We start from the raw sequence: 20198 nt of genomic DNA on the forward strand, positions 1-20198 counted from the left end.
GTATAGTATGACCAATTTTGATAATTTTATAAATACGGATGATGATAAGGGGAGAGACTACTATTGTAGCGCCGAAGGAGCAAGCAATTTCTGTTGTGAATCTCTCAGGCAAAAGAACCCTTGTTGGACGTAGCTCTGGAGAGTGCTTCTTAAAATAGAAGCCACCAAAGGGGAAAGCCGGTTTCCGGTAAACTTTCAGGTGCAAGGACAGGGATCTTCTTTTTTAGGGGGATTTCTGTCCTTTTTTAGTGATTGGAATGTTCTAGCTTCTAAGCTTTTTGCATTCCATTGGCAAATTTCTAAATTTTTAAAAAGGATAAAAGGGGGACAAGTGAATGTCACAGTTAAAACGTACACCATTATTCGATGTTTACAAAGACTATGGTGCGAAGACAATTGACTTTGGTGGCTGGGATCTGCCTGTTCAGTTCTCAAGCATTAAAGAGGAGCATGAAGCAGTTCGTACAAAAGCTGGATTGTTTGATGTATCCCATATGGGTGAAATTGAAGTGAAGGGTCCAGACAGTCTTTCCTATCTTCAAAAAATGATGACAAATGACATCTCTAAACTAAAAGAGTTTGGTGCCCAATATACAGCAATGTGCTATGAAAATGGCGGGACTGTTGATGATTTACTTGTCTATAAATTTGCAGATGATCATTATTTACTTGTAGTTAATGCTTCAAATATTGAAAAGGATTATAAATGGCTTGCAGACCATCTTGAAGGCGATGTAGCAATCGAAAACCTTTCTGACAAAACAGCACAAGTTGCGATCCAAGGTCCATTAGCTGAAGGTGTCCTTCAAAAGCTGGCTAGCGAAACGAATTTATCAGACATCGGTTTCTTTAAATTCCAAAATGAAGTCGATATTAATGGGAAAAAAGCTCTTGTATCAAGAACAGGCTATACTGGTGAAGACGGCTTCGAAATTTATTGCGATGCCAATGATGTTGTAGCAATCTGGAAAGATATTTTAGAAGCTGGGAAAGAAGAAGGCATAGTCCCTTGTGGATTAGGTGCCCGTGATACATTGCGCTTTGAAGCAAATCTTGTTCTTTACGGCCAAGAAATTTCTCCGGAAATCACACCTCTTGAAGCAGGAATTGGTTTTGCTGTAAAGGTGAATAAAGAAGCTGATTTTATCGGAAAAGAAGTTCTTTTAAAACAAAAAGAAGAAGGTTTAACTAGAAAATTAGCTGGAATTGAAATGATCGATCGCGGTATTCCACGCCATGGCTACCCAGTTTTTAAAGGCGAAGAGCAAATTGGAGAAGTAACAACAGGTACACAATCTCCAACTTTAAAGAAAAATATCGGCTTGGCTTTATTAAAAACTGAAAATACTGCTATTGGAACAGAAGTAGAAGTAGAGATTCGCGGAAAGCGCCTAAAAGCAGTTGTGGCAGCGACGCCTTTCTATAAAAAAGAGAAAAAATAGGAGAGGAGACATAATGATGAAACATCGCTATTTACCGATGAATGAGACAGACAAGAAAGAAATGCTGGCTACAATCGGTGTAAACTCAATTGACGAATTATTTAGTGATATTCCAGAAAAAGTTAGATTTAAAGGTGAATATAAGATTAAACCAGCAGCAACTGAAACAGCATTAATGAAAGAACTTTCATTAATGGCAGGGAAAAATGCTGATCTAAAGAGCAATACTTCTTTTATTGGAGCAGGTGTTTATGATCATTACATGCCAGTAATCGTAGATCATGTAATTTCTCGTTCTGAATTCTATACAGCCTATACACCATACCAGCCAGAAATCTCTCAAGGGGAACTGCAGGCAATCTTTGAATTCCAAACAATGATTTGCGAATTAACAGGTATGGATGTGGCGAACTCTTCTATGTATGATGGCGGAACAGCTCTTGCTGAGGCTGGAACGCTAAGCGCTGCTCAAACTCGTCGTAATAAGCTATTAATCTCGAGTGCAGTGCATCCAGAATCAAAAGAAGTTGTAAAAATGTATGCGAAAGGCCAATTCATTGAGGTTGTTGAAGTTCCACATAAAGATGGTGTAACAGATATTGATGCATTGAAAGAAATGATCAATGATGATGTTGCAGGTGTGATCGTTCAATATCCAAACTTCTTTGGAAGAATTGAACCAATGAAAGAGCTTGAAGAAATTATTCATGCACAAAAATCATTGTTTGTTGTATCAAGCAACCCACTAGCACTTGGAGCACTTACTCCTCCAGGAAAATTCGGTGCTGATATTGTTGCAGGGGATGCGCAAGTATTTGGAATTCCGACAGCATTTGGCGGCCCACACTGCGGTTACTTTGCAGTTACGAATAAATTAATGAGAAAAGTGCCTGGACGTCTTGTTGGACAAACTGTTGATGAAGAAGGACGCCGCGGATTTGTTCTAACCCTTCAAGCGCGCGAACAGCATATCCGCCGTGAAAAGGCTACTTCAAATATTTGTTCAAACCAAGCTTTAAATGCACTTGCTGCTTCTGTAGCAATGACAGCATTAGGAAAGAAAGGCGTTCAAGAAATGGCTTTAGCTAATATTCAGAAAGCCAACTATGCTAAAAAGACATTTAAAGAAAATGGCTTTGAAGTGGTTTTTGAAGGGCCATCCTTTAATGAGTTTGTCATTAAGTTAAATACACCTGTTAAAGAAGTGAATCAACAGCTTCTTAAAAAATCGATCATTGGCGGTTATGATTTAGGCCGAGATTATTCTGACCTAGCAAATCATATGTTAGTGGCAGTCACTGAATTAAGAACGAAAGAAGAAATTGATACTTTTGTTAAAGAAATGGGGGAGTACCATGCATAAGGATGATCAAGCACTCATTTTTGAATTAAGCAACCCTGGCCGCATCGGTTATAGTCTCCCGGAAATGGATGTTCCGGAAACTGATATTAATGAACTGATTCCAGCTGGTTTTCTAAGAGAAGAATTAGCAGAGCTTCCTGAAGTATCAGAGTTAGATATTATGCGCCATTATACGGCTCTATCTACTCGTAACCATGGGGTTGACTCTGGCTTCTACCCGCTTGGCTCTTGTACAATGAAATACAATCCGAAAATCAATGAAAATGTGGCACGTTTCGCTGGATTTGCTCATGTGCATCCGCTTCAGGATGAGAGTTCTGTCCAAGGTGCTCTAGAGTTAATGTATGATCTTCAAGAGCATTTAATCGAAATTACGGGTATGGATCAAGTTACACTTCAGCCTGCTGCAGGTGCTCATGGAGAATGGACTGCGTTAATGATGGTTCGTGCGTTCCATGAAGCAAACGGCGACTTTAACCGTACAAAGGTTATTGTTCCTGACTCTGCACACGGTACAAACCCGGCTTCTGCTGCAGTTGCTGGATTTGAAACGATTACTGTTAAATCGAATGAGGATGGACTAGTAGACTTAGAAGATTTAAGACGAGTAGTAGGCGACGATACTGCTGCACTAATGCTTACGAATCCAAATACATTAGGGCTGTTTGAAGAAAATATTCTTGAAATGGCGGAAATTGTTCACGGCGCAGGCGGAAAGCTGTACTATGATGGAGCTAACCTAAATGCCGTTATGTCTAAAGCACGTCCAGGAGATATGGGATTTGACTTAGTTCACTTGAACTTGCACAAAACATTCACTGGCCCGCACGGCGGCGGCGGTCCTGGTTCAGGTCCTGTTGGAGTAAAAGCAGATTTGATTCCTTATCTGCCAAAGCCAGTTTTAGTGAAACAAGGCGATCAATACGTATTAGATTACGACCGTCCACAGTCCATTGGCCGTGTGAAGCCTTATTACGGAAACTTCGGAATTAATGTTCGTGCTTATACGTATATTCGTTCAATGGGTCCAGATGGATTAAAAGCTGTAACAGAATATGCAGTACTAAATGCAAACTATATGATGAGAAGACTTCAAGGTTCTTATGATCTTCCATTTGATAAGCATTGTAAGCATGAATTCGTATTAAGCGGAAAGCGTCAAAAGAAACTTGGTGTTCGCACACTTGATATTGCGAAGCGCCTTCTAGACTTTGGATACCATCCGCCAACTATTTACTTCCCGCTTAATGTGGAAGAATGTATTATGATTGAACCAACTGAAACAGAATCAAAGGAAACGCTTGATGCATTCTGTGATGCAATGATCCAAATTGCCAAAGAAGCAGAAGAGAATCCAGAAATCGTTCAAGAAGCACCACATAGTACGGTTATTGGCCGTCTTGATGAAACAATGGCTGCTCGTAAGCCAGTGCTTCGTTACCAAAAACAATAATATGAACCAAAAAAAGACCTCTGCGTAGAAATGTGCAGAGGTCTTTTGATCGTGTGTAGTTTTTCAATATTATTTTGTTTTAATTTTGCCAGACCATTTTTTAAATCCGCCTTGAAGATGTGATAGGTCCTTATACCCTTTGCGATGAAGAAACTGGGCTGCTCTGCCGCTTCTCATGCCGCTTTGGCAATATAAATAGACAGGCTTGTCAGGTCTAAGCTCCTTCAAGCGCATTTTCAACTGTGATAGCGGAATATTTCGAGCACCTAGGATATGTCCATTCTCAAATTCATTAGGTTCACGAACATCAATTAGCTGAGCTTTTCGGTAGCCCTCGCGAAATTGTTCTTCTGTCAATGTCTTGACAATTCTCTTCTGGTATAACCAAGTTATTAACGAATACGTAAGGAATCCGCCTAACATGATTAGAAGGAAATAAAGTGTTTCCAAAATGTCTTTCTCCTTTCGCAATGAAACTTGCCTTCTCTATTATATAAGTGTTCTATGAGACGAGTAAAGGAAATCAGACAAATTCCCTGCAAAAATCATGCTGCTTTGTTTTTTTGCAATTTTTTGATAGACTAAACACGCATACATATACAATTTGTAAATGAGGTTTGTACGATGACAAAAGAAACATGGCGATTTATTGATACAGGTGCCGGCTCCCCTTCCTTTAATATGGCACTGGATGAGGCGCTTCTTGATTGGAATAGTGAAGGGAAAATTCCTCCGACCATTCGTTTCTATGGATGGAATCCTGCAACTCTTTCGATAGGATATTTTCAACAGGTTGATAGAGAGATTAATATGGACGCTGTTAAGCAGCATGGATTAGGGTTTGTTAGACGGCCAACTGGCGGAAGAGGGGTCCTTCATGAGCATGAGCTTACATATAGTGTGATTGTGTCTGAGGAACATCCTCAAATGCCGAAAACCGTTACGGAAGCATACAGGGTCATTTCTGAAGGAATTTTAAAAGGCTTTCATCATTTAGGTATGGACGCATATTTCGCCGTACCAAAGACCGATGAAGAGAGAGAATCATTGAAGAATCCCCGCTCTGCTGTATGTTTTGATGCTCCAAGCTGGTATGAGCTTGTTGTAGAAGGCCGGAAAGTTGCCGGAAGTGCACAAACAAGGCAAAAGGGTGTTATCCTTCAGCACGGTTCCATTTTACTTGATATCGAAGAAGATAAGCTCTTTAGCCTATTTAAATACCCAAATGACCGAGTGAAGGAAAGAATGCAAAGGGCTTTTAAAAATAAAGCTGTAGCGATTAATGAAATTAGTAAAGAAAGAATAACGCTTGAACAGGCAAAAGAAGCATTTCGAATAGGATTTGCAGAAGGGCTCAATATTGAATTGGAGCCATATGAGCTATCAGAAGATGAATTAGCATATGTCAATAAAATTTCAAAAGAGCGCTATGAACAAGATGAATGGAATTTCAAACGATAAGGCGGGCCTATTGGCACCGCTTTTTGTTTGCTGACAATTAGGTTTATTTCACCATTTACCTCATCACCCTATGTTAAAATATTCAGTATAGAAGGGGGAGTATAGGTGTGAAAGAAATTAAAACCGTATCCATCATAGGTTTAGGGGCATTAGGGGTCCTATTCGGTCACCATCTATCAAAGAGAATGCCTAAAGGGAATCTAAGAATTATTGCAGACAAGGAAAGAATAGATAGATATCGAAGCGAGCATGTTTACTGCAATGAGGAACGCTGTGATTTTCAGTATGTAACTCCAGAAGAGCAGGCAGACCCTGCTGATTTACTGATTTTTGCGGTGAAAAATGACGGACTGACTGATGCAATCCAAGCTTGCAAAAATCATGTAGGGGAACACACGATTATCCTATCTGCATTAAATGGAATTACAAGCGAGGCCATTATTGGTGATACATACGGAATGGAAAAGGTTTTATACTGTGTGGCACAGGGGATGGATGCCGTTAAGGCAGGAAACCGTTTGACTTATGATCATATGGGGATGTTTTGCTTTGGTGAACGTGACCCAGATGAAGAATTAACTGAAAAGATCAAAGCAGTTGCGGAGTTCTTTGATAAAAAGGAAGTTCCCTATCAGATTATTCCTGAGATGTTCAAGCATTTGTGGAGTAAATTTATGTTAAATGTCGGGGTTAATCAAACGGTCGCGGTCTATGGAAGCAATTATGGCGAAATTCAAAGACCTGGACAAGCAAGAGAGACGATGATTGCAGCGATGAGAGAGGTAATGGTTCTCTCAGAAAAGGAAGGGATTCATTTAACTGAAGAGGATATTGAGTATTGGCTAGACGTCTTAAGTAAATTAAGCCCTGAGGGTAAGCCATCGATGGCACAGGATTTAGAGGCTAAACGCTTCAGTGAAGTTGAACTCTTCTCCGGAACTGTTTTAGCATTAGGGAGAAATCATGGGATCCTGACCCCGGTAAACGAAAAACTCTATAATCGAATCAAAGCAATTGAAAGTGAATATTAAGCTTACGATTTTATTGGACAGCCTTTATTAATTGGCTGTCTTTTTTTATTCACCTTCGCCTTTATTATGACAAATGTCATTTGAAAGAAATGACATTATCCACTAATGAAATTTTTTCCAAAATTATAGAATGAAGGTAGAAATGACGGAGGTGGAAAAAATGGAATCGATTATTGTACTGGATTATGTTACAAAAACATTTAAAAATAAAAAAGCAGTGAATAATATTTCATTGACAATTAATAGGGGCGAAATTGTTGCTATCCTTGGCCCTAATGGCGCCGGAAAAACAACTACAATTATGATGATGCTTGGACTGCTTGAACCTTCAGAGGGAAGGATAAATCTTTTTGGCATGCAGCCGAAGGATAAAAAAGTGCGTGAAAAGATTGGCGCGATGCTTCAAGAAGTAAGTGTCATCGATGCATTAACTGTCAAAGAGATTATTCAATTATTCAGAAGCTATTATCCAAATCCTCTTGGCTTTGAAGAGCTTGTCGCTTTAACTGGTTTAAAGGCAGATGAATTGAAAAAGAGAGCTGATAAACTATCTGGCGGTCAAAAGCGGCGTCTCGGTTTTGCACTTGCGATGGCAGGAAACCCTGATTTGTTATTTTTTGATGAACCAACCGTTGGCTTGGATATTACATCAAGAAAACGTTTCTGGGAAACAATTGGCATCTTAAAGGAGCGGGGAAAAACAATTATTTTTACTACTCATTATTTACAGGAAGCCGATGATGCTTCTGAAAGAATTATTTTATTCCACAATGGATCAATCATTGAAGATGGAACGCCTAAGGAAATTAAGGCAAAACTGACAAAGCAGTCCATATCCTTTACAGCTTCTGAGAGCATTTCCATCGAAAAATTAAAGCAGTTGCCAACTGTTTCTCATGTAAATGAAGAAGGCAACCGCATAGTGATCGAGGCTGAAAACACAGATCTCGTTTTGGCGAGGCTGTTTGAACAGAAAATTCAAATATCAAGGGTTGAAATCAATCAAGGTCGACTTGATGATGCTTTTTCACAGTTAACGGAAAATAAGGAGGCAATATAATATGAAAGCATTTGGCATGCAATGTAAAGCTGAAATTATTAGAATTCTGCGGAACCCATATTTTGTATTTTGGTCACTGTTAATGCCCATTCTCTTTTATGTCATTTTTACAAAGATTTTTAATACCGGCATTGAGGATAAACAAGTATGGCAGGCCCATTATTTAATGTCAATGACGACTTTCAGTGTGATGGGTTCAGCTATTATGACATTAGGGATTAGACTTGTAGAGGAGCGGACAAAAGGCTGGTCAATGTTTATGCGAATTACTCCTTTATCTGACCATGCGTATTTTGCTGCAAAAATGATTGGGCAAACAATCATTCATATATTTTCAATTTCAATTATTTTTATCGCAGGTGCGATCATTAATGGTGTTTCTCTTTCTATAAATGAATGGGTGATGAGTGGCCTATGGATATTAGCAGGATCCTTTCCATTTCTAGCTCTAGGCACTCTAGTAGGTACGATGAAGCGAGTGGACACGGCATCTGGCATTAGCAATATCCTTTATATGGTACTCGCAATTTCTGGAGGGATGTGGATGCCGATAGAAATTATGCCTGACTTTGTTCAAAAGCTTGCAAAGTGGCTGCCTTCCTATAATTTTGGTAATGGCGCATGGGAGATTGTTCGCGGGAACAGCCCTGATTGGAGTAATATGTTAATTTTGGCAGGATACCTGATCGCTTTTATGCTATTATCAGGATATATTAGGAGAAAGCAGGAAGCGGTGGTGTAACAAAATGCCTGATAAGAAGAAATTTGAAATTTTTCCGGCGAAGTATGGATTTTTTCCTTATATGTTTTTAATTTATCTTTTCATGCCAGGTTATTATATATTTTTTGAACCGGGCTGGAAGAGGGGTGTCGGGTATGTGCTGCTGGCAATATTTCTAGTCACATACCGGCAGCTTTATCAATTTATTGAATCCAACAATAAAACGTACACATATTGGTTAATCCTTCAAGTTTCGATTATTTTAATACTAGCGGTCTTCTATAATATTAATCATTTATTTCTCGGCTTTTTCCCAGCAAATTTTATCGGGTATTATAAGGACCGAAGGAAATTTGTATATGCACTCATTCTTTTTGGGGTAACAATCATTTCGCCGCTCATCATCCGATTTAATGAATTATATCCAAATAATATGTTATATTTTATTCCATTTATCGTAATCATGCTCGTTTCCCCATTTGGCATTCGCTCAATGGTTAATAAAATGGAGTTAGAGAAGCAGCTTGATGAGGCAAATGAGAGGATTAAAGAACTGGTAAAACGGGATGAAAGAATGAGGATTGCACGTGATCTGCATGACACTCTTGGGCATACACTATCTTTAATTACGCTGAAAAGCCAGCTTGTAGGAAAGCTAATTACAAAGGATTCTAATAGGGCGATCTCAGAAGCGAAAGAAATTGAAAGGACTTCACGAGCGGCGCTTGCTCAGGTAAGAGAATTGGTGTCTGATATGCGCACGATAACAGTTTCAGAGGAATTAATTGAATCTGAATCCATACTTGAAGCTGCTGGAATTTCTTTCTTTTTCCATGGTGAAACGAAGCTTACAGGTATTCCTGTTCTCACACAAAATATTCTTAGCATGTGTCTTCGTGAAGGGGTAACGAATGTCGTGAAACATAGCGGAGCAACTAAATGTCTTGTTCACATTGCTGAGAAGGCAGGGGAGATTTTGATTAGTATCCATGATAATGGCAAGGGTATTTCCTTAAATAATAAATCTGGAAATGGCTTAAATGGGATGTCAGAAAGACTTAAGCTGATAGATGGAACAGTGAACATTGTGACTGAAAATGGTACAAAGCTTACGATTACGGTTCCAATTATTGTGAAGGAGAGAGAGGAGGGTGTCGTTTCATGATTAGAATAGTAATCGCCGAGGATCAAGGAATGCTTCGTGGTGCCCTTGGCTCTCTTCTCGATTTAGAGGAAGATATAGAAGTAGTAGGGCAGGTTCCAAATGGGGAGGAAGCCTTAAATGCTATTTTAGCTTTAAAGCCGGATGTATGTCTGATGGATATTGAAATGCCGATCAGAAGCGGGCTAGATGTTGCTGAGGAATTGAAAAGGCTCGGTTCGGATTGCAAAATTATCATCCTTACTACTTTCGCGCGTCCTGGTTATTTTGAACGGGCTGTAAAGGTTGATGTTCATGGCTATCTGCTTAAAGACGGGTCCAGTGATGATCTCGCAGAATCCATTAGAAATGTGATGAAAGGGAAGCGTGAATTTGCCCCAGAGTTAATTTTCGGCAGCATGAAGCAAGAAAATCCGCTAACAGAACGGGAGCGGGAAGTGCTGCGAATGGTTGCGGATGGAAAAACAGCGAAGGAAATTTCAGCAGCTCTTTTTCTATCAGCAGGCACTGTTCGAAATTATATGTCGGAAATCATTAGTAAGCTTCAGGTGAAAAATAGGATTGAGGCGATAAGTATTGCGGAGGAAAAGGGCTGGATTTAAAACATACTAAAAATAGCAGCAAAGACCAAAGCCACGGTTTTTGCTGCTATTTTTTAGTCTCTAATTAAAGCTTCCAACATTTTAATAGTAATTGAATAGCATCTTCTAATTCATTTTCACGAATTCCAGCAAAACCAAGAACAATTTGCGGGGGATTCTCATGTTTTTTTTCAAGTGTGTATTGGGATAATGGATAAACCTTCATGGATTTCTCAGCTGCTTTTTGAACAAGTTCCTCCTCACTCATGCCATTATTAACAACAAGAACGATATGAAGGCCAGAGTGTCCACCAATGATTGAAAGCTTATCTTGATATGGTTTTAATAATTCTACTACTTTTTCGAGTTTACGACGGTAAATCTTTCGCATTCTATTTAAATGCCTTTCAAAATCTCCCTCCTTCAAGAATTGAGCTAGAATATGCTGGTCAATTCTTGAGACGGAACAGGAATGGTAGAACGGCAATTCCTCTTTATATTGCTGTAAAAGAGGCTTAGGCAGCACCATATAACTAATTCTGATTGATGGCATTAATGATTTTGAAAATGCACCTAAATAGATCACTTTTTCATGAATGTCCATACTTTGCAAGGAGGGGATTGATTTTCCGCTATACCGAAATTCACTATCATAGTCATCTTCGATTATATAACGATCTTTCTCAATCGCAGCCCACTTTAACAGTTTAGTCCGGCGGTTTACCGATAATACAGTTCCATACGGAAAGTGATGGGAAGGAGCTACATAGACAACGTTGAGGTTTTTATGATTAATTGTTTCTACTTTTGCCCCTTCTTCATCTACTTCTAGAGGGTGCACTTCATTTGGAAAGCCCTTTAGAATCTGCAAAATCAAATGATAGCCTGGATCCTCCACACCATAAACCATTTTTTTATCAAATAGAAGAAAGAGCTGCTGCAATAAAATTTCGATACCTGCCCCAACGATGATTTGTTCCGGTGAACATTGTACCCCTCTAGCTTGATACAAATAGTAAGCGATTTCTTGCCGCAATTCCATCTCGCCTTGTAAATCGCCGAGCAGCAGCAAAGTATGATTTTCTTTGGTGATCGTATTTTTTGCGTATTTCCTCCATACGGAAAATGGGAAATTCTCAGTATCAATCATACTTGGATGGAAATTGTATTTTATAAACTTCTGACTTGTTTTTGTATTTTCCTGTAAGGAATGATTTGTTTGCATATATTCTAAGTCTTCATGCGTCATGACGAAATATCCTTTACGAGGGTAAGCCTCAACATATCCCTCTGCGGTCAATTGCTGATAGGCTGTTTCCACCGTATTTTGACTGATTTTTAAAAAATCAGCTAATTTTCGCTTTGATGGCAGTTTCGCTCCGTATTGTATGCGACCTTCAATTATTTCCTTCTTAATGTATAGGTATAATTGGTCATACAATGGTATTTCGCTGGATCTATTTAAGTGACATGATAACATTTCCATTATGATCAAACCTCCCTAATACTGGACTGGTTATATTTGATAAAACTGACCCTTTCAATACAGTCAATTGCTCATTATACTAATCAATAGATTCAAAAAATTCAATAGTTTATGAAACGGAATGGGACAGCACGTATTTCTAATTATAACTGACCCTATAGAAATATGATAATCTGACACTTTTCAAAGGGTCAATAAATTTTTATACTAATCAATAGATTCGTAAAATACAATAGATAAATGAGATGGAGTGTGAATTATGGAAAAATTATTGGGAACTGAAACTGTAAAAAGAGGCATGGCTCAAATGCAAAAAGGCGGCGTTATTATGGACGTTGTCAACGCAGAGCAAGCAAGAGTAGCAGAAGCGGCAGGTGCTGTTGCTGTAATGGCATTAGAAAGAGTGCCTTCTGATATCCGCGCTGCCGGCGGGGTTGCAAGAATGGCGGACCCTCGTATTGTTGAAGAAGTAATGAATGCAGTATCCATCCCAGTAATGGCTAAAGCACGTATTGGTCATATTGTGGAGGCAAGAGTATTAGAAGCTATGGGTGTTGACTATATTGACGAAAGTGAAGTATTAACGCCTGCAGACGAAGAATTCCATTTATTGAAGAGTGATTTCACTGTACCGTTTGTTTGTGGGTGCCGTGATCTTGGAGAAGCTGCGCGCCGTATTGGCGAGGGTGCAGCAATGCTCCGTACTAAGGGTGAGCCTGGTACAGGTAATATTGTGGAAGCGGTTCGACATTTGCGTAAAGTAAATGCTCAGGTTCGCAAAATTTCTGTAATGAGCTATGATGAATTAATGACAGAAGCAAAAGTTCTTGGTGCGCCTTTTGAAATTTTAAAGCAAATTAAAGAACTAGGAAAGCTGCCAGTTGTTAACTTTGCTGCTGGCGGTGTTGCTACTCCTGCTGATGCTGCATTAATGATGGAGCTTGGTGCGGATGGAGTGTTTGTTGGTTCAGGCATCTTTAAATCCGAAAATCCTGAAAAATTTGCTAGTGCCATTGTTCAAGCTACAACTTATTACACTGATTATGATTTAATCGGGAAGCTTTCTAAAGAGCTAGGAGCTGCAATGAAAGGAATTGACATCTCTAAATTGTCTCTTGAAGATAGAATGCAGGAGCGCGGCTGGTAACCGTTCAAAGAGCGGGAACGTGAAGTGTTAAGGATGGTTAAAAAAGACAATGCCAAGGCGGCATTGTCTTTTCATACGATTATTTTTTCAAATCTTCAATTGAATCGATGTCCATATAAGCAGGAACGACTAAACCAATTTTTGTTCCTTCCATATTGGGACCTAAATCTTCAAATTTACCTTCGAATTTTTCATAGTAATCAGCATGTGTGGCAGGCAGCCATGCAGCGACACTTGCGTCAACGCTTCCGTCAGCAACACCTGCCCATAGAGGCCCCGCTTCAACCTGACGCAGTGTGACATCATATCCAAGGTCTGTTAACACAGTTGCAATTACGTTTGTACTGGCAATTTCACTGTCCCATGCTACATAGCCAAGGGTAATTTTATCACCATCTACCTTTTCTACGCCTGCAGTCCATTCGCTCACTTTGTCAGTATTTGCTTCAACCCAAGCGTTTGCAGCCTTTTCGGGATCTTCGCCATCTGTCACTTTAACCATGACATCTCCCATTTCATCTGAAGTCCAGTTGAACCGATCAAGAAACTTATAGGCTGATGGGTGATCATCAGCAAGCCCTAAACGTGCAATTGTATGAATATTCTCTTCGCCGCCGTATACACCTTTAGGATCCTCTAAATATTTCAAATCAAATTTAGAGAATTTCCAATGTGGAGTCCAGCCAGTAATAATGATGGGATCTTCCTTGGCATAGGCTTTTTTTAATGCTGCAGTCATGGCGGCACCTGAACCTTCAACGACATTCCAATCATTTAGCTCATATTCCTTAACAGCCGCTTCTGTTGCTTTCATGATTCCGGCACCAGGATCAATCCCGATGATCTTGTAATCAACACTTTCCCCAACAGATTGATCAGAAGCTCCTTTTTTTGTATTTTCGTTACTGCTAGCCTCGTCTGAGCTGCAAGCAGCAAGTCCTAGAGCGAGGACAGGAATCATTAGCGCAGACATCCATTTTTTCTTCATTACATATTTCCCCCTTGTTTTTTCAATCCTATATTTTGGGTCATCCGGTCAAGAATAATGGCGATAACCACGATCGCAAGACCAGCCTCAAAACCTTTACCTATCTGAATCTGTGTAACTGCACGATAAACATCAGCACCTAGACCTGGTGCACCTACCATTGATGCGATGACAACCATTGATAACGCAAGCATGATGCTTTGGTTAATTCCCGCCATAATCGTAGGCATGGCTAGCGGGAGCTGAACTTTCATGAGACGCTGACTTGTTGTGGAACCGAAGCTTTCAGTCGCTTCGATAATATCAGCAGGGACTTGTTGAATGCCTAGTATCGTTAATCTTATCGTTGGCGGCATTGCGAATATCACGGATGCTACAACGCCTGGAACAACACCAATATTAAAGAAGAAGATAGCCGGAATTAAATAGACGAATGCAGGCATCGTTTGCATAAAATCTAAAATCGGAGTAACAATCTTTTTCACCCGCTTACTCTGAGAAGCCCAAATTCCAGCGGGAACTCCGATGAGAACGGATAGAAATACGGCTGCTAATACTAAAGCAAGTGTTTCAAGCATCGGTTCCCAGTAGCCTAAATTATAGATGAGGAACAAGCCGATCAAAGTAAACAGTGCCATTCCTTTTGATGATAGCTTCCAGGCTAGTAATGCTAATAGAATCATAAATAGATAGAATGGAATGATACTTAAGCCTGCAACTAGGCCGTTAACGACACTTTCAAGGACTGTAGAAATACTATCGAAAGCCACTTCAAAGGTAATGGTCAGCCAATCAACAAATTGATCCATCCATTTTGCAATCGGCAGTTTTGGCATTACGCTTTCCATTTGATCACCCCTTTATCAGTTTGACTCACAGCCGCTTCCTCTTTTGCTTTTTCAAAATCATTGATTACGTCATTATTTCCCGCTAGGGCGCCAATGACTGCACCACGGACAAGTATGCCTTGGAGGCGGCCATTTTCATCTACAACAGCAACTGGAATCGATGCCGTAGATACTTTATCAAACAAGTTTGTTAACAAAGTGTCTCCTGCAACCTTCTGCACCTTTTTATCGAGGATGTTAGACAAGGTTTTACCATGCTCCGCAGCTGATTTTGCATCTGCTGCATGAATTACTCCAAGGAGAGATTTTTTCTTATCTACTGCGTATATACTAGAAATGCCGAGCTCCCTCATCATTTGCAGGGCAACTCGCGGACCTTTGTCGATTTGTACGGTTTCCGCTCTTTTCATTACATGGTTTGCAGTCAATACTTTAGACAAGTCAACATCTTCGACAAAGCGTTCAACATACTTGTTTGAAGGATTCATTAATATTTCTTCAGGAGTGCCGATTTGAACAATCTCTCCGTCCTTCATTAACGCAATGCGGTCGCCGATTCTAAGGGCCTCATCTAAATCATGGGTAATAAATACAATCGTTTTTTCCATTTTTGATTGAAGCTCTGTTAATTCATCTTGCATGTCTTTCCGAATTAAGGGATCCAATGCGCTAAATGCTTCATCCATTAATAAAATATCCGGATCGTTTGCGAGTGCTCTTGCTAGCCCGACCCGCTGCTGCATTCCCCCGCTCAACTGATCAGGGAATTGGTTTTCATATCCTTCAAGATTTACAAGTTTTAGGGCATTTAATGCTTTTTGTTTTCTTTCTTCCCTATTTACCCCTTGAATTTCTAAACCGTACTCCGTATTTTCGAGCACAGTCCGATGCGGAAGGAGCGCAAATTTTTGAAAAACCATACTGATTTTTTTTCGGCGAACCTCTCTTAGCTCGTCTTTTTTCATTTTCGTAATATCTTTTCCGTCAATCAATACTTCACCAACAGATGGGTCAATAAGCCGGTTAAGCATACGGACTAATGTGGATTTACCGCTTCCTGAAAGCCCCATAATGACAAAGATTTCTCCAGCGTACACATGAAAACTTGCCTTGTTTACTCCAACTGTCGCACCTGCCTTTTTTAAAATTTCACTTTTTCCGTTTCCTTCATTAAGAAGCTGTAATGCTTTTTTTCCATTCCTTCCGAATATTTTTGTTACATTTCTCACGCTTAATTTCGCGTTTTTATCACTCAAAATCATTCACCTCGTTTATTTTCACGCCGAGCATTAAGACTTTTTAATTGTATAGGTTTTAGAAACTAAAGGGCAAAGCCGATATTCTTTCATATTAATCCATAAAGTTTGTACAGTAAAAACTGAACGTACTGTAATTAACGTTTCCTTACAATCCCTTTCATTTACTGCCGTTTCCATAATCCATAGCAGCTTTACTTTCAAAAAAAACATGTTAATCTATAAAATGATCAGTCAATTTTCAGGAGATAAAGTTTTTTTAATACAGAAAAAATAAATTTACATTTATGGATGTGAATGTTTATATGAATGGGAAAGAACAGCTTGAGCATGCGCGTGAGCGTGTCATTGAAACGATTGCTATGAATATGAACTTATACGGTGTTACCGATTCGGTTGGGCGATTATATGGAATGTTGTATTTTCACGATCAGCCATTGACTCTCGATGAAATGAAAGAGGAACTCGGTATGAGCAAAACAAGTATGAGTACTTCTGTCAGGACGTTGCTGGAGCTTAAGATGGTAGAAAAGATTTGGAAGAAGGGAATCAGAAAGGATCTGTATCAAGCGGAGGAAGATTGGTATCAAACCTTCACTGATTTTTTTACGATTAAGTGGAGGGCAGGTATATCAATGAATGTGTCAGCCATGAAAAAATCATTAAGAGAGCTGGAAATCTTAGTTAACTCTGAGGAAACAGATGAGGAAATTCGCAGCGCTGCTAGAATTGATATGGAGAAAATGAACGATGCACTTCGCTATTATACATGGCTAAATCGACTAGTCGACAGTTTTGATTCTGGGAAGATTTTTGACTATATCCCTAAAGAGGAAGAGAAATAAACGAGAATGCGGAGGGTGACTCTTTAACTTTGAGTCATCCTTGTTTTATGCAGAATAAATGCAAGTCGCGAAATATATTAAATTATGTCTAAATCTGTCTATTAACTAGGATTATCGTTTGTTTTCTCCCGATTCTAGTTTTTTTTGATTTTGACAAAAAAAAATAAACATGAATTAAACACAATATGTAGTGGTGTTAGAAATATTTTTAATACTATATATAGATTTATTTATTGATTTTAGATATTTGATATGATACCTTAAATATATTAATAAAAACAACTAGAATCTGCCAAATCCTAGTTTGTCTTAAAAATTGAATATTATATTTTGAAGGAGTTGTAAAAATGTCTGTAGCACTAGGACAAAAAATGAGTTTAAATGTTGATCGTTTAAACCAGGACATCCGATTATTTCCTCAGGTTCATCCTATCACCTCTGATATGAAAATGACCCACAAAGGGGTCTCCCGTTTAGTTATGCTTGATAGGTATACATTTAAGGATACGGAGAAAATCACGTTAACTAATGGGGACTTTGTCGTACTTACCATCAAAGAAGATCCAAAATTCCCTGCCAGAGGGCTCGGTTACATTGTAGATATTGATTGGGAAAACAAAGCTGCAACCGTTCTAGTGGAAGAAGATTATCGAGGGGTGCTTGATGACCCAGAAGAGGCAAAAACAGGAATCATCAAGAGATCTCTAGATGTGATTGAAAAACCGCTAGAGCTTTTTTATGAGCAAATTGCGAAGCGGAATGCAACTGGTCTAGCTTCTGTTGAAGAATCAGAAGAAAAAAGGCAAGTTTGGTTTGAAAAGTTCTATCAAGAGCTCGCGAGCTTAAACTTTATCCCAGCTGGCCGTGTTCTTTATGGAGCGGGAGCGGATACGGACGTAACTTACTTTAATTGTTACGTTATGCCATTTGTTGCTGACTCACGTGAAGGCATTTCCGAACATCGTAAACAAGTAATGGAAATCATGAGCCGCGGCGGCGGGGTTGGAACGAATGGTTCAACTTTAAGACCGCGTAATACCCTTGCAAAGGGCGTAAATGGTAAATCATCTGGATCTGTGTCCTGGCTGGATGATATTGCGAAGTTGACACATCTTGTGGAGCAAGGAGGATCGCGCAGGGGTGCTCAGATGATTATGCTAACGGACTGGCATCCTGATATTATCGAATTTATCATTTCTAAAATGCAAAATCCAAGAATTCTACGATTCCTTCTTGAAACAACTAATGATGAAACAATCAGGAAGCATGCGAAAGAAAAACTGAAATTTACTCCTTTCACGGAGCAAGAGATTGCTATGTATCAAGGAATAATTAATTATAAGAACATTCCGGGTTATGGTGGATTCAGTGAAAAAATTATTCATGATGCAGAAGATAAGCTGGAAGTTGGAGGTACTTATTCTGTTCATAATTCAGAATTCCTAACAGGCGCCAACATTTCAGTATGCTTAACAAAGGAATTCATGGATGCAGTTGAGAATGATGCTGATTATGACCTTCGCTTCCCAGACGTGGAAAGCTATGATAAAGAAGAAATGAGCATTTACAATGAAGAGTGGCACAAGGTTGGAGATGTTCGCGAATGGGAAAAGCTTGGCCACAAGGTACGAGTTTACCGCAAAATCAAGGCGAAAGAGCTTTGGAACTTAATAAACATTTGCGCAACTTATTCAGCAGAGCCGGGCATTTTCTTTATCGACAATGCTAACGACATGACAAATGCGAAAGCGTATGGACAAAAGGTAGTAGCGACAAACCCATGCGGGGAGCAACCTCTTGCACCATACAGTGTCTGTAATTTAGCTGCTGTAAACTTAGCTGCAATGGCAGATAAAGAGAATAAGACGGTTAATTTTGAAAAATTAAAGAGAACAGTCGAAGTAGGAGTCAGAATGCAGGATAATGTTATTAATGCCACTCCATACTTCTTAGAAGACAATAAAAAGCAGGCTCTCGGTGAGCGCCGTGTTGGTCTTGGTGTAATGGGTCTTCATGACTTATTAATCTACTGTGAGACGGAATATGGTTCTGAAAAAGGCAATGAGCTAGTAGATAAAGTTTTTGAAACAATTGCTACAACTGCTTACCGTGCTTCAGTAGAACTCGCAAAAGAAAAGGGAAGCTTCCCATTCTTAACTGCTGAAACTGAAGAAGAAACAAATAGATTGCGAAAAGCCTTTACTGAAACTGGATTCATGCAGAAAATGCCAGAGGATATCCGACAAGCTATCCTTGAAAATGGTATTCGTAATTCGCATTTGCTAACCGTTGCTCCGACTGGATCCACAGGAACAATGGTTGGTGTATCAACTGGACTTGAACCTTACTTCTCATTCTCTTACTTCAGAAGCGGCCGTCTTGGTAAATTTATTGAAGTAAAAGCAGATATCGTTCAAGAGTATTTAGATAAAAACCCGGAAGCAGATCCAAATAATCTGCCAGATTGGTTTATTGCGGCGATGGATTTAGCTCCTGAAGCACATGCGGATGTGCAATGTATCATCCAACGCTGGATTGACAGTTCTATTAGTAAAACAGTAAATGCGCCTAAAGGCTACAGCGTAGAGCAGGTTGAAAAAGTGTATGAGCGCCTGTATCGCGGTGGAGCAAAAGGTGGAACTGTATACGTTGACGGTTCACGTGATTCACAGGTTCTAACATTAAAAGCCGAGGAAAATAGCTTTGATGAAACGAGCTTCGGGAAAAAAGAAAAAACGAAGCAGCATGTTGTGCTTGTAGACACTATCAATGACCTCCGTTCAACAAACGTCATTGGTTCAGAAGTTGGAAACACTTGCCCAGTATGCCGTAAAGGGAATGTAGAAGAAATCGGTGGATGTAATACTTGTACGAACTGTAATGCCCAATTAAAGTGCGGTTTATAATGTAATGCAAAAAGAGGATAATAACTTATCTTAATGGGGTCCATCCCAAAGGGGATAAGCCTTATATGGAATCAACTTCGGGGGTACAAATCGCATCTGATTTAGTACCTCCTTTTTTGTTGTCCTTATATCAACTAACAGTGGAAATTAAAGAAAATAATCGGACAATAGATCCGTTATTTCAGTAAATAGCCTTAAATGAAGGGCTAAGCGGACACCGAGTACCTTATTTACTGATTTATACAAGAAATTCACTGATTTTTACAAAATAACGGCCCCCATGTCCGAAAACACAAGGAATGAACCAATTTGTCTTGAATAACGGAACTGGTGTCCTTTCATTTTCAATTGACTAACCGCTTGTTTACCTCATCTGTCTGAAGCGTAATTTAATTCTTGCTTATAAATTACTGGTGTCCTTCATTTCCGATAGACTAACCATTTTGTT

18 protein-coding genes and 2 riboswitches are annotated in these 20198 nt (G+C 39.4%); of the genes, 13 read left to right on the forward strand and 5 right to left on the reverse strand.

Going from position 1 to position 20198, the window contains the following annotated elements:
• Positions 1–38: 38 nt before the first annotated feature.
• Positions 39–130, forward strand: a riboswitch (glycine riboswitch).
• A 3-nt stretch (positions 131–133) separates the two neighbouring features.
• A riboswitch (glycine riboswitch) is annotated at positions 134–213 on the forward strand.
• A gap of 122 nt (positions 214–335) precedes the next feature.
• The 3 genes from gcvT to gcvPB are packed head-to-tail and all read left to right on the forward strand — an operon-like array spanning position 336 to position 4258.
• On the forward strand, positions 336–1442 hold the full coding sequence (gcvT, locus tag AR328_RS08705; protein ID WP_066293566.1) for a glycine cleavage system aminomethyltransferase GcvT: 1107 nt from the start codon (positions 336–338) through the stop codon (positions 1440–1442).
• 16 nt (positions 1443–1458) lie between these two features.
• Positions 1459–2805, forward strand: coding sequence for an aminomethyl-transferring glycine dehydrogenase subunit GcvPA (gcvPA, locus tag AR328_RS08710; protein ID WP_066293569.1), 1347 nt, complete (start codon positions 1459–1461; stop codon positions 2803–2805).
• Complete coding sequence (gene gcvPB, locus AR328_RS08715; protein WP_066293573.1) at positions 2798–4258, forward strand: aminomethyl-transferring glycine dehydrogenase subunit GcvPB; 1461 nt, start codon at positions 2798–2800, stop codon at positions 4256–4258. The genes gcvPA and gcvPB overlap by 8 nt, the downstream gene beginning before the upstream one ends.
• Before the next feature lie 69 nt (positions 4259–4327).
• Here gcvPB and AR328_RS08720 read toward each other — a convergent pair whose 3' ends face one another.
• The gene (locus AR328_RS08720) at positions 4328–4708 is read right to left on the reverse strand and encodes a rhodanese-like domain-containing protein (RefSeq protein WP_066293581.1); all 381 of its coding nucleotides are present in this window, start codon (positions 4706–4708) and stop codon (positions 4328–4330) included.
• 174 nt (positions 4709–4882) lie between these two features.
• On the opposite strand from AR328_RS08720, the gene AR328_RS08725 reads away from it, so the two are divergent.
• The 6 genes from AR328_RS08725 to AR328_RS08750 all read left to right on the forward strand — a co-directional run bounded on the left by AR328_RS08725 (position 4883) and on the right by AR328_RS08750 (position 10295).
• Complete coding sequence (locus AR328_RS08725) at positions 4883–5719, forward strand: lipoate--protein ligase family protein (protein ID WP_066293590.1); 837 nt, start codon at positions 4883–4885, stop codon at positions 5717–5719.
• A 107-nt stretch (positions 5720–5826) separates the two neighbouring features.
• A complete protein-coding gene (locus AR328_RS08730) occupies positions 5827–6750 on the forward strand; it encodes a ketopantoate reductase family protein (RefSeq protein ID WP_066293596.1) in 924 nt (307 codons plus the stop codon).
• Between the two features lie 160 nt (positions 6751–6910).
• The gene (locus AR328_RS08735; RefSeq protein WP_066293600.1) at positions 6911–7810 is read left to right on the forward strand and encodes an ABC transporter ATP-binding protein; all 900 of its coding nucleotides are present in this window, start codon (positions 6911–6913) and stop codon (positions 7808–7810) included.
• 1 nt (position 7811) lies between these two features.
• The gene (locus tag AR328_RS08740; RefSeq protein WP_066293603.1) at positions 7812–8552 is read left to right on the forward strand and encodes an ABC transporter permease; all 741 of its coding nucleotides are present in this window, start codon (positions 7812–7814) and stop codon (positions 8550–8552) included.
• 4 nt (positions 8553–8556) lie between these two features.
• A complete protein-coding gene (locus AR328_RS08745; protein WP_066293610.1) occupies positions 8557–9696 on the forward strand; it encodes a sensor histidine kinase in 1140 nt (379 codons plus the stop codon).
• The gene (locus AR328_RS08750; RefSeq protein ID WP_066293611.1) at positions 9693–10295 is read left to right on the forward strand and encodes a response regulator transcription factor; all 603 of its coding nucleotides are present in this window, start codon (positions 9693–9695) and stop codon (positions 10293–10295) included. The genes AR328_RS08745 and AR328_RS08750 overlap by 4 nt, the downstream gene beginning before the upstream one ends.
• Positions 10296–10359: 64 nt before the next feature.
• Here AR328_RS08750 and pdxR read toward each other — a convergent pair whose 3' ends face one another.
• A complete protein-coding gene (gene pdxR / locus AR328_RS08755) occupies positions 10360–11760 on the reverse strand; it encodes a MocR-like pyridoxine biosynthesis transcription factor PdxR (protein WP_066293614.1) in 1401 nt (466 codons plus the stop codon).
• 259 nt (positions 11761–12019) lie between these two features.
• On the opposite strand from pdxR, the gene pdxS reads away from it, so the two are divergent.
• Entirely contained in the window at positions 12020–12907 is an 888-nt protein-coding gene (pdxS, locus tag AR328_RS08760; RefSeq protein WP_066293617.1) for a pyridoxal 5'-phosphate synthase lyase subunit PdxS, read from the forward strand.
• A 79-nt stretch (positions 12908–12986) separates the two neighbouring features.
• Here the strand turns inward: pdxS and AR328_RS08765 are convergent, their stop codons facing one another.
• The 3 genes from AR328_RS08765 to AR328_RS08775 are packed head-to-tail and all read right to left on the reverse strand — an operon-like array spanning position 12987 to position 16005.
• Positions 12987–13895, reverse strand: coding sequence for a glycine betaine ABC transporter substrate-binding protein (locus AR328_RS08765; RefSeq protein WP_066293622.1), 909 nt, complete (start codon positions 13893–13895; stop codon positions 12987–12989).
• Positions 13895–14743 (reverse strand): ABC transporter permease, encoded by an 849-nt coding sequence (locus AR328_RS08770; protein ID WP_066293626.1) that lies wholly within the window; start codon positions 14741–14743, stop codon positions 13895–13897. Before AR328_RS08770 ends, AR328_RS08765 begins: the two co-directional genes overlap by 1 nt.
• Positions 14731–16005, reverse strand: coding sequence for a quaternary amine ABC transporter ATP-binding protein (locus AR328_RS08775; protein ID WP_066293628.1), 1275 nt, complete (start codon positions 16003–16005; stop codon positions 14731–14733). The genes AR328_RS08770 and AR328_RS08775 overlap by 13 nt, the downstream gene beginning before the upstream one ends.
• A 299-nt stretch (positions 16006–16304) precedes the next feature.
• Here AR328_RS08775 and AR328_RS08780 point away from each other — a divergent pair, with 299 nt between their 5' ends.
• From AR328_RS08780 to AR328_RS23290, 3 genes are all read left to right on the forward strand, one after another.
• Positions 16305–16844: a GbsR/MarR family transcriptional regulator gene (locus AR328_RS08780; RefSeq protein ID WP_066293635.1), complete on the forward strand. Its 540-nt coding sequence runs from the start codon at positions 16305–16307 to the stop codon at positions 16842–16844.
• Between the two features lie 347 nt (positions 16845–17191).
• Positions 17192–19750 (forward strand): vitamin B12-dependent ribonucleotide reductase, encoded by a 2559-nt coding sequence (locus AR328_RS08785; RefSeq protein WP_066293638.1) that lies wholly within the window; start codon positions 17192–17194, stop codon positions 19748–19750.
• Between the two features lie 65 nt (positions 19751–19815).
• The gene (locus AR328_RS23290; RefSeq protein ID WP_269433514.1) at positions 19816–19938 is read left to right on the forward strand and encodes a hypothetical protein; all 123 of its coding nucleotides are present in this window, start codon (positions 19816–19818) and stop codon (positions 19936–19938) included.
• Positions 19939–20198: the final 260 nt, after the last annotated feature.

The sequence above is a fragment of the Bacillus sp. FJAT-29937 genome (assembly GCF_001509555.1).
Taxonomy (GTDB): domain Bacteria; phylum Bacillota; class Bacilli; order Bacillales; family Cytobacillaceae; genus Cytobacillus.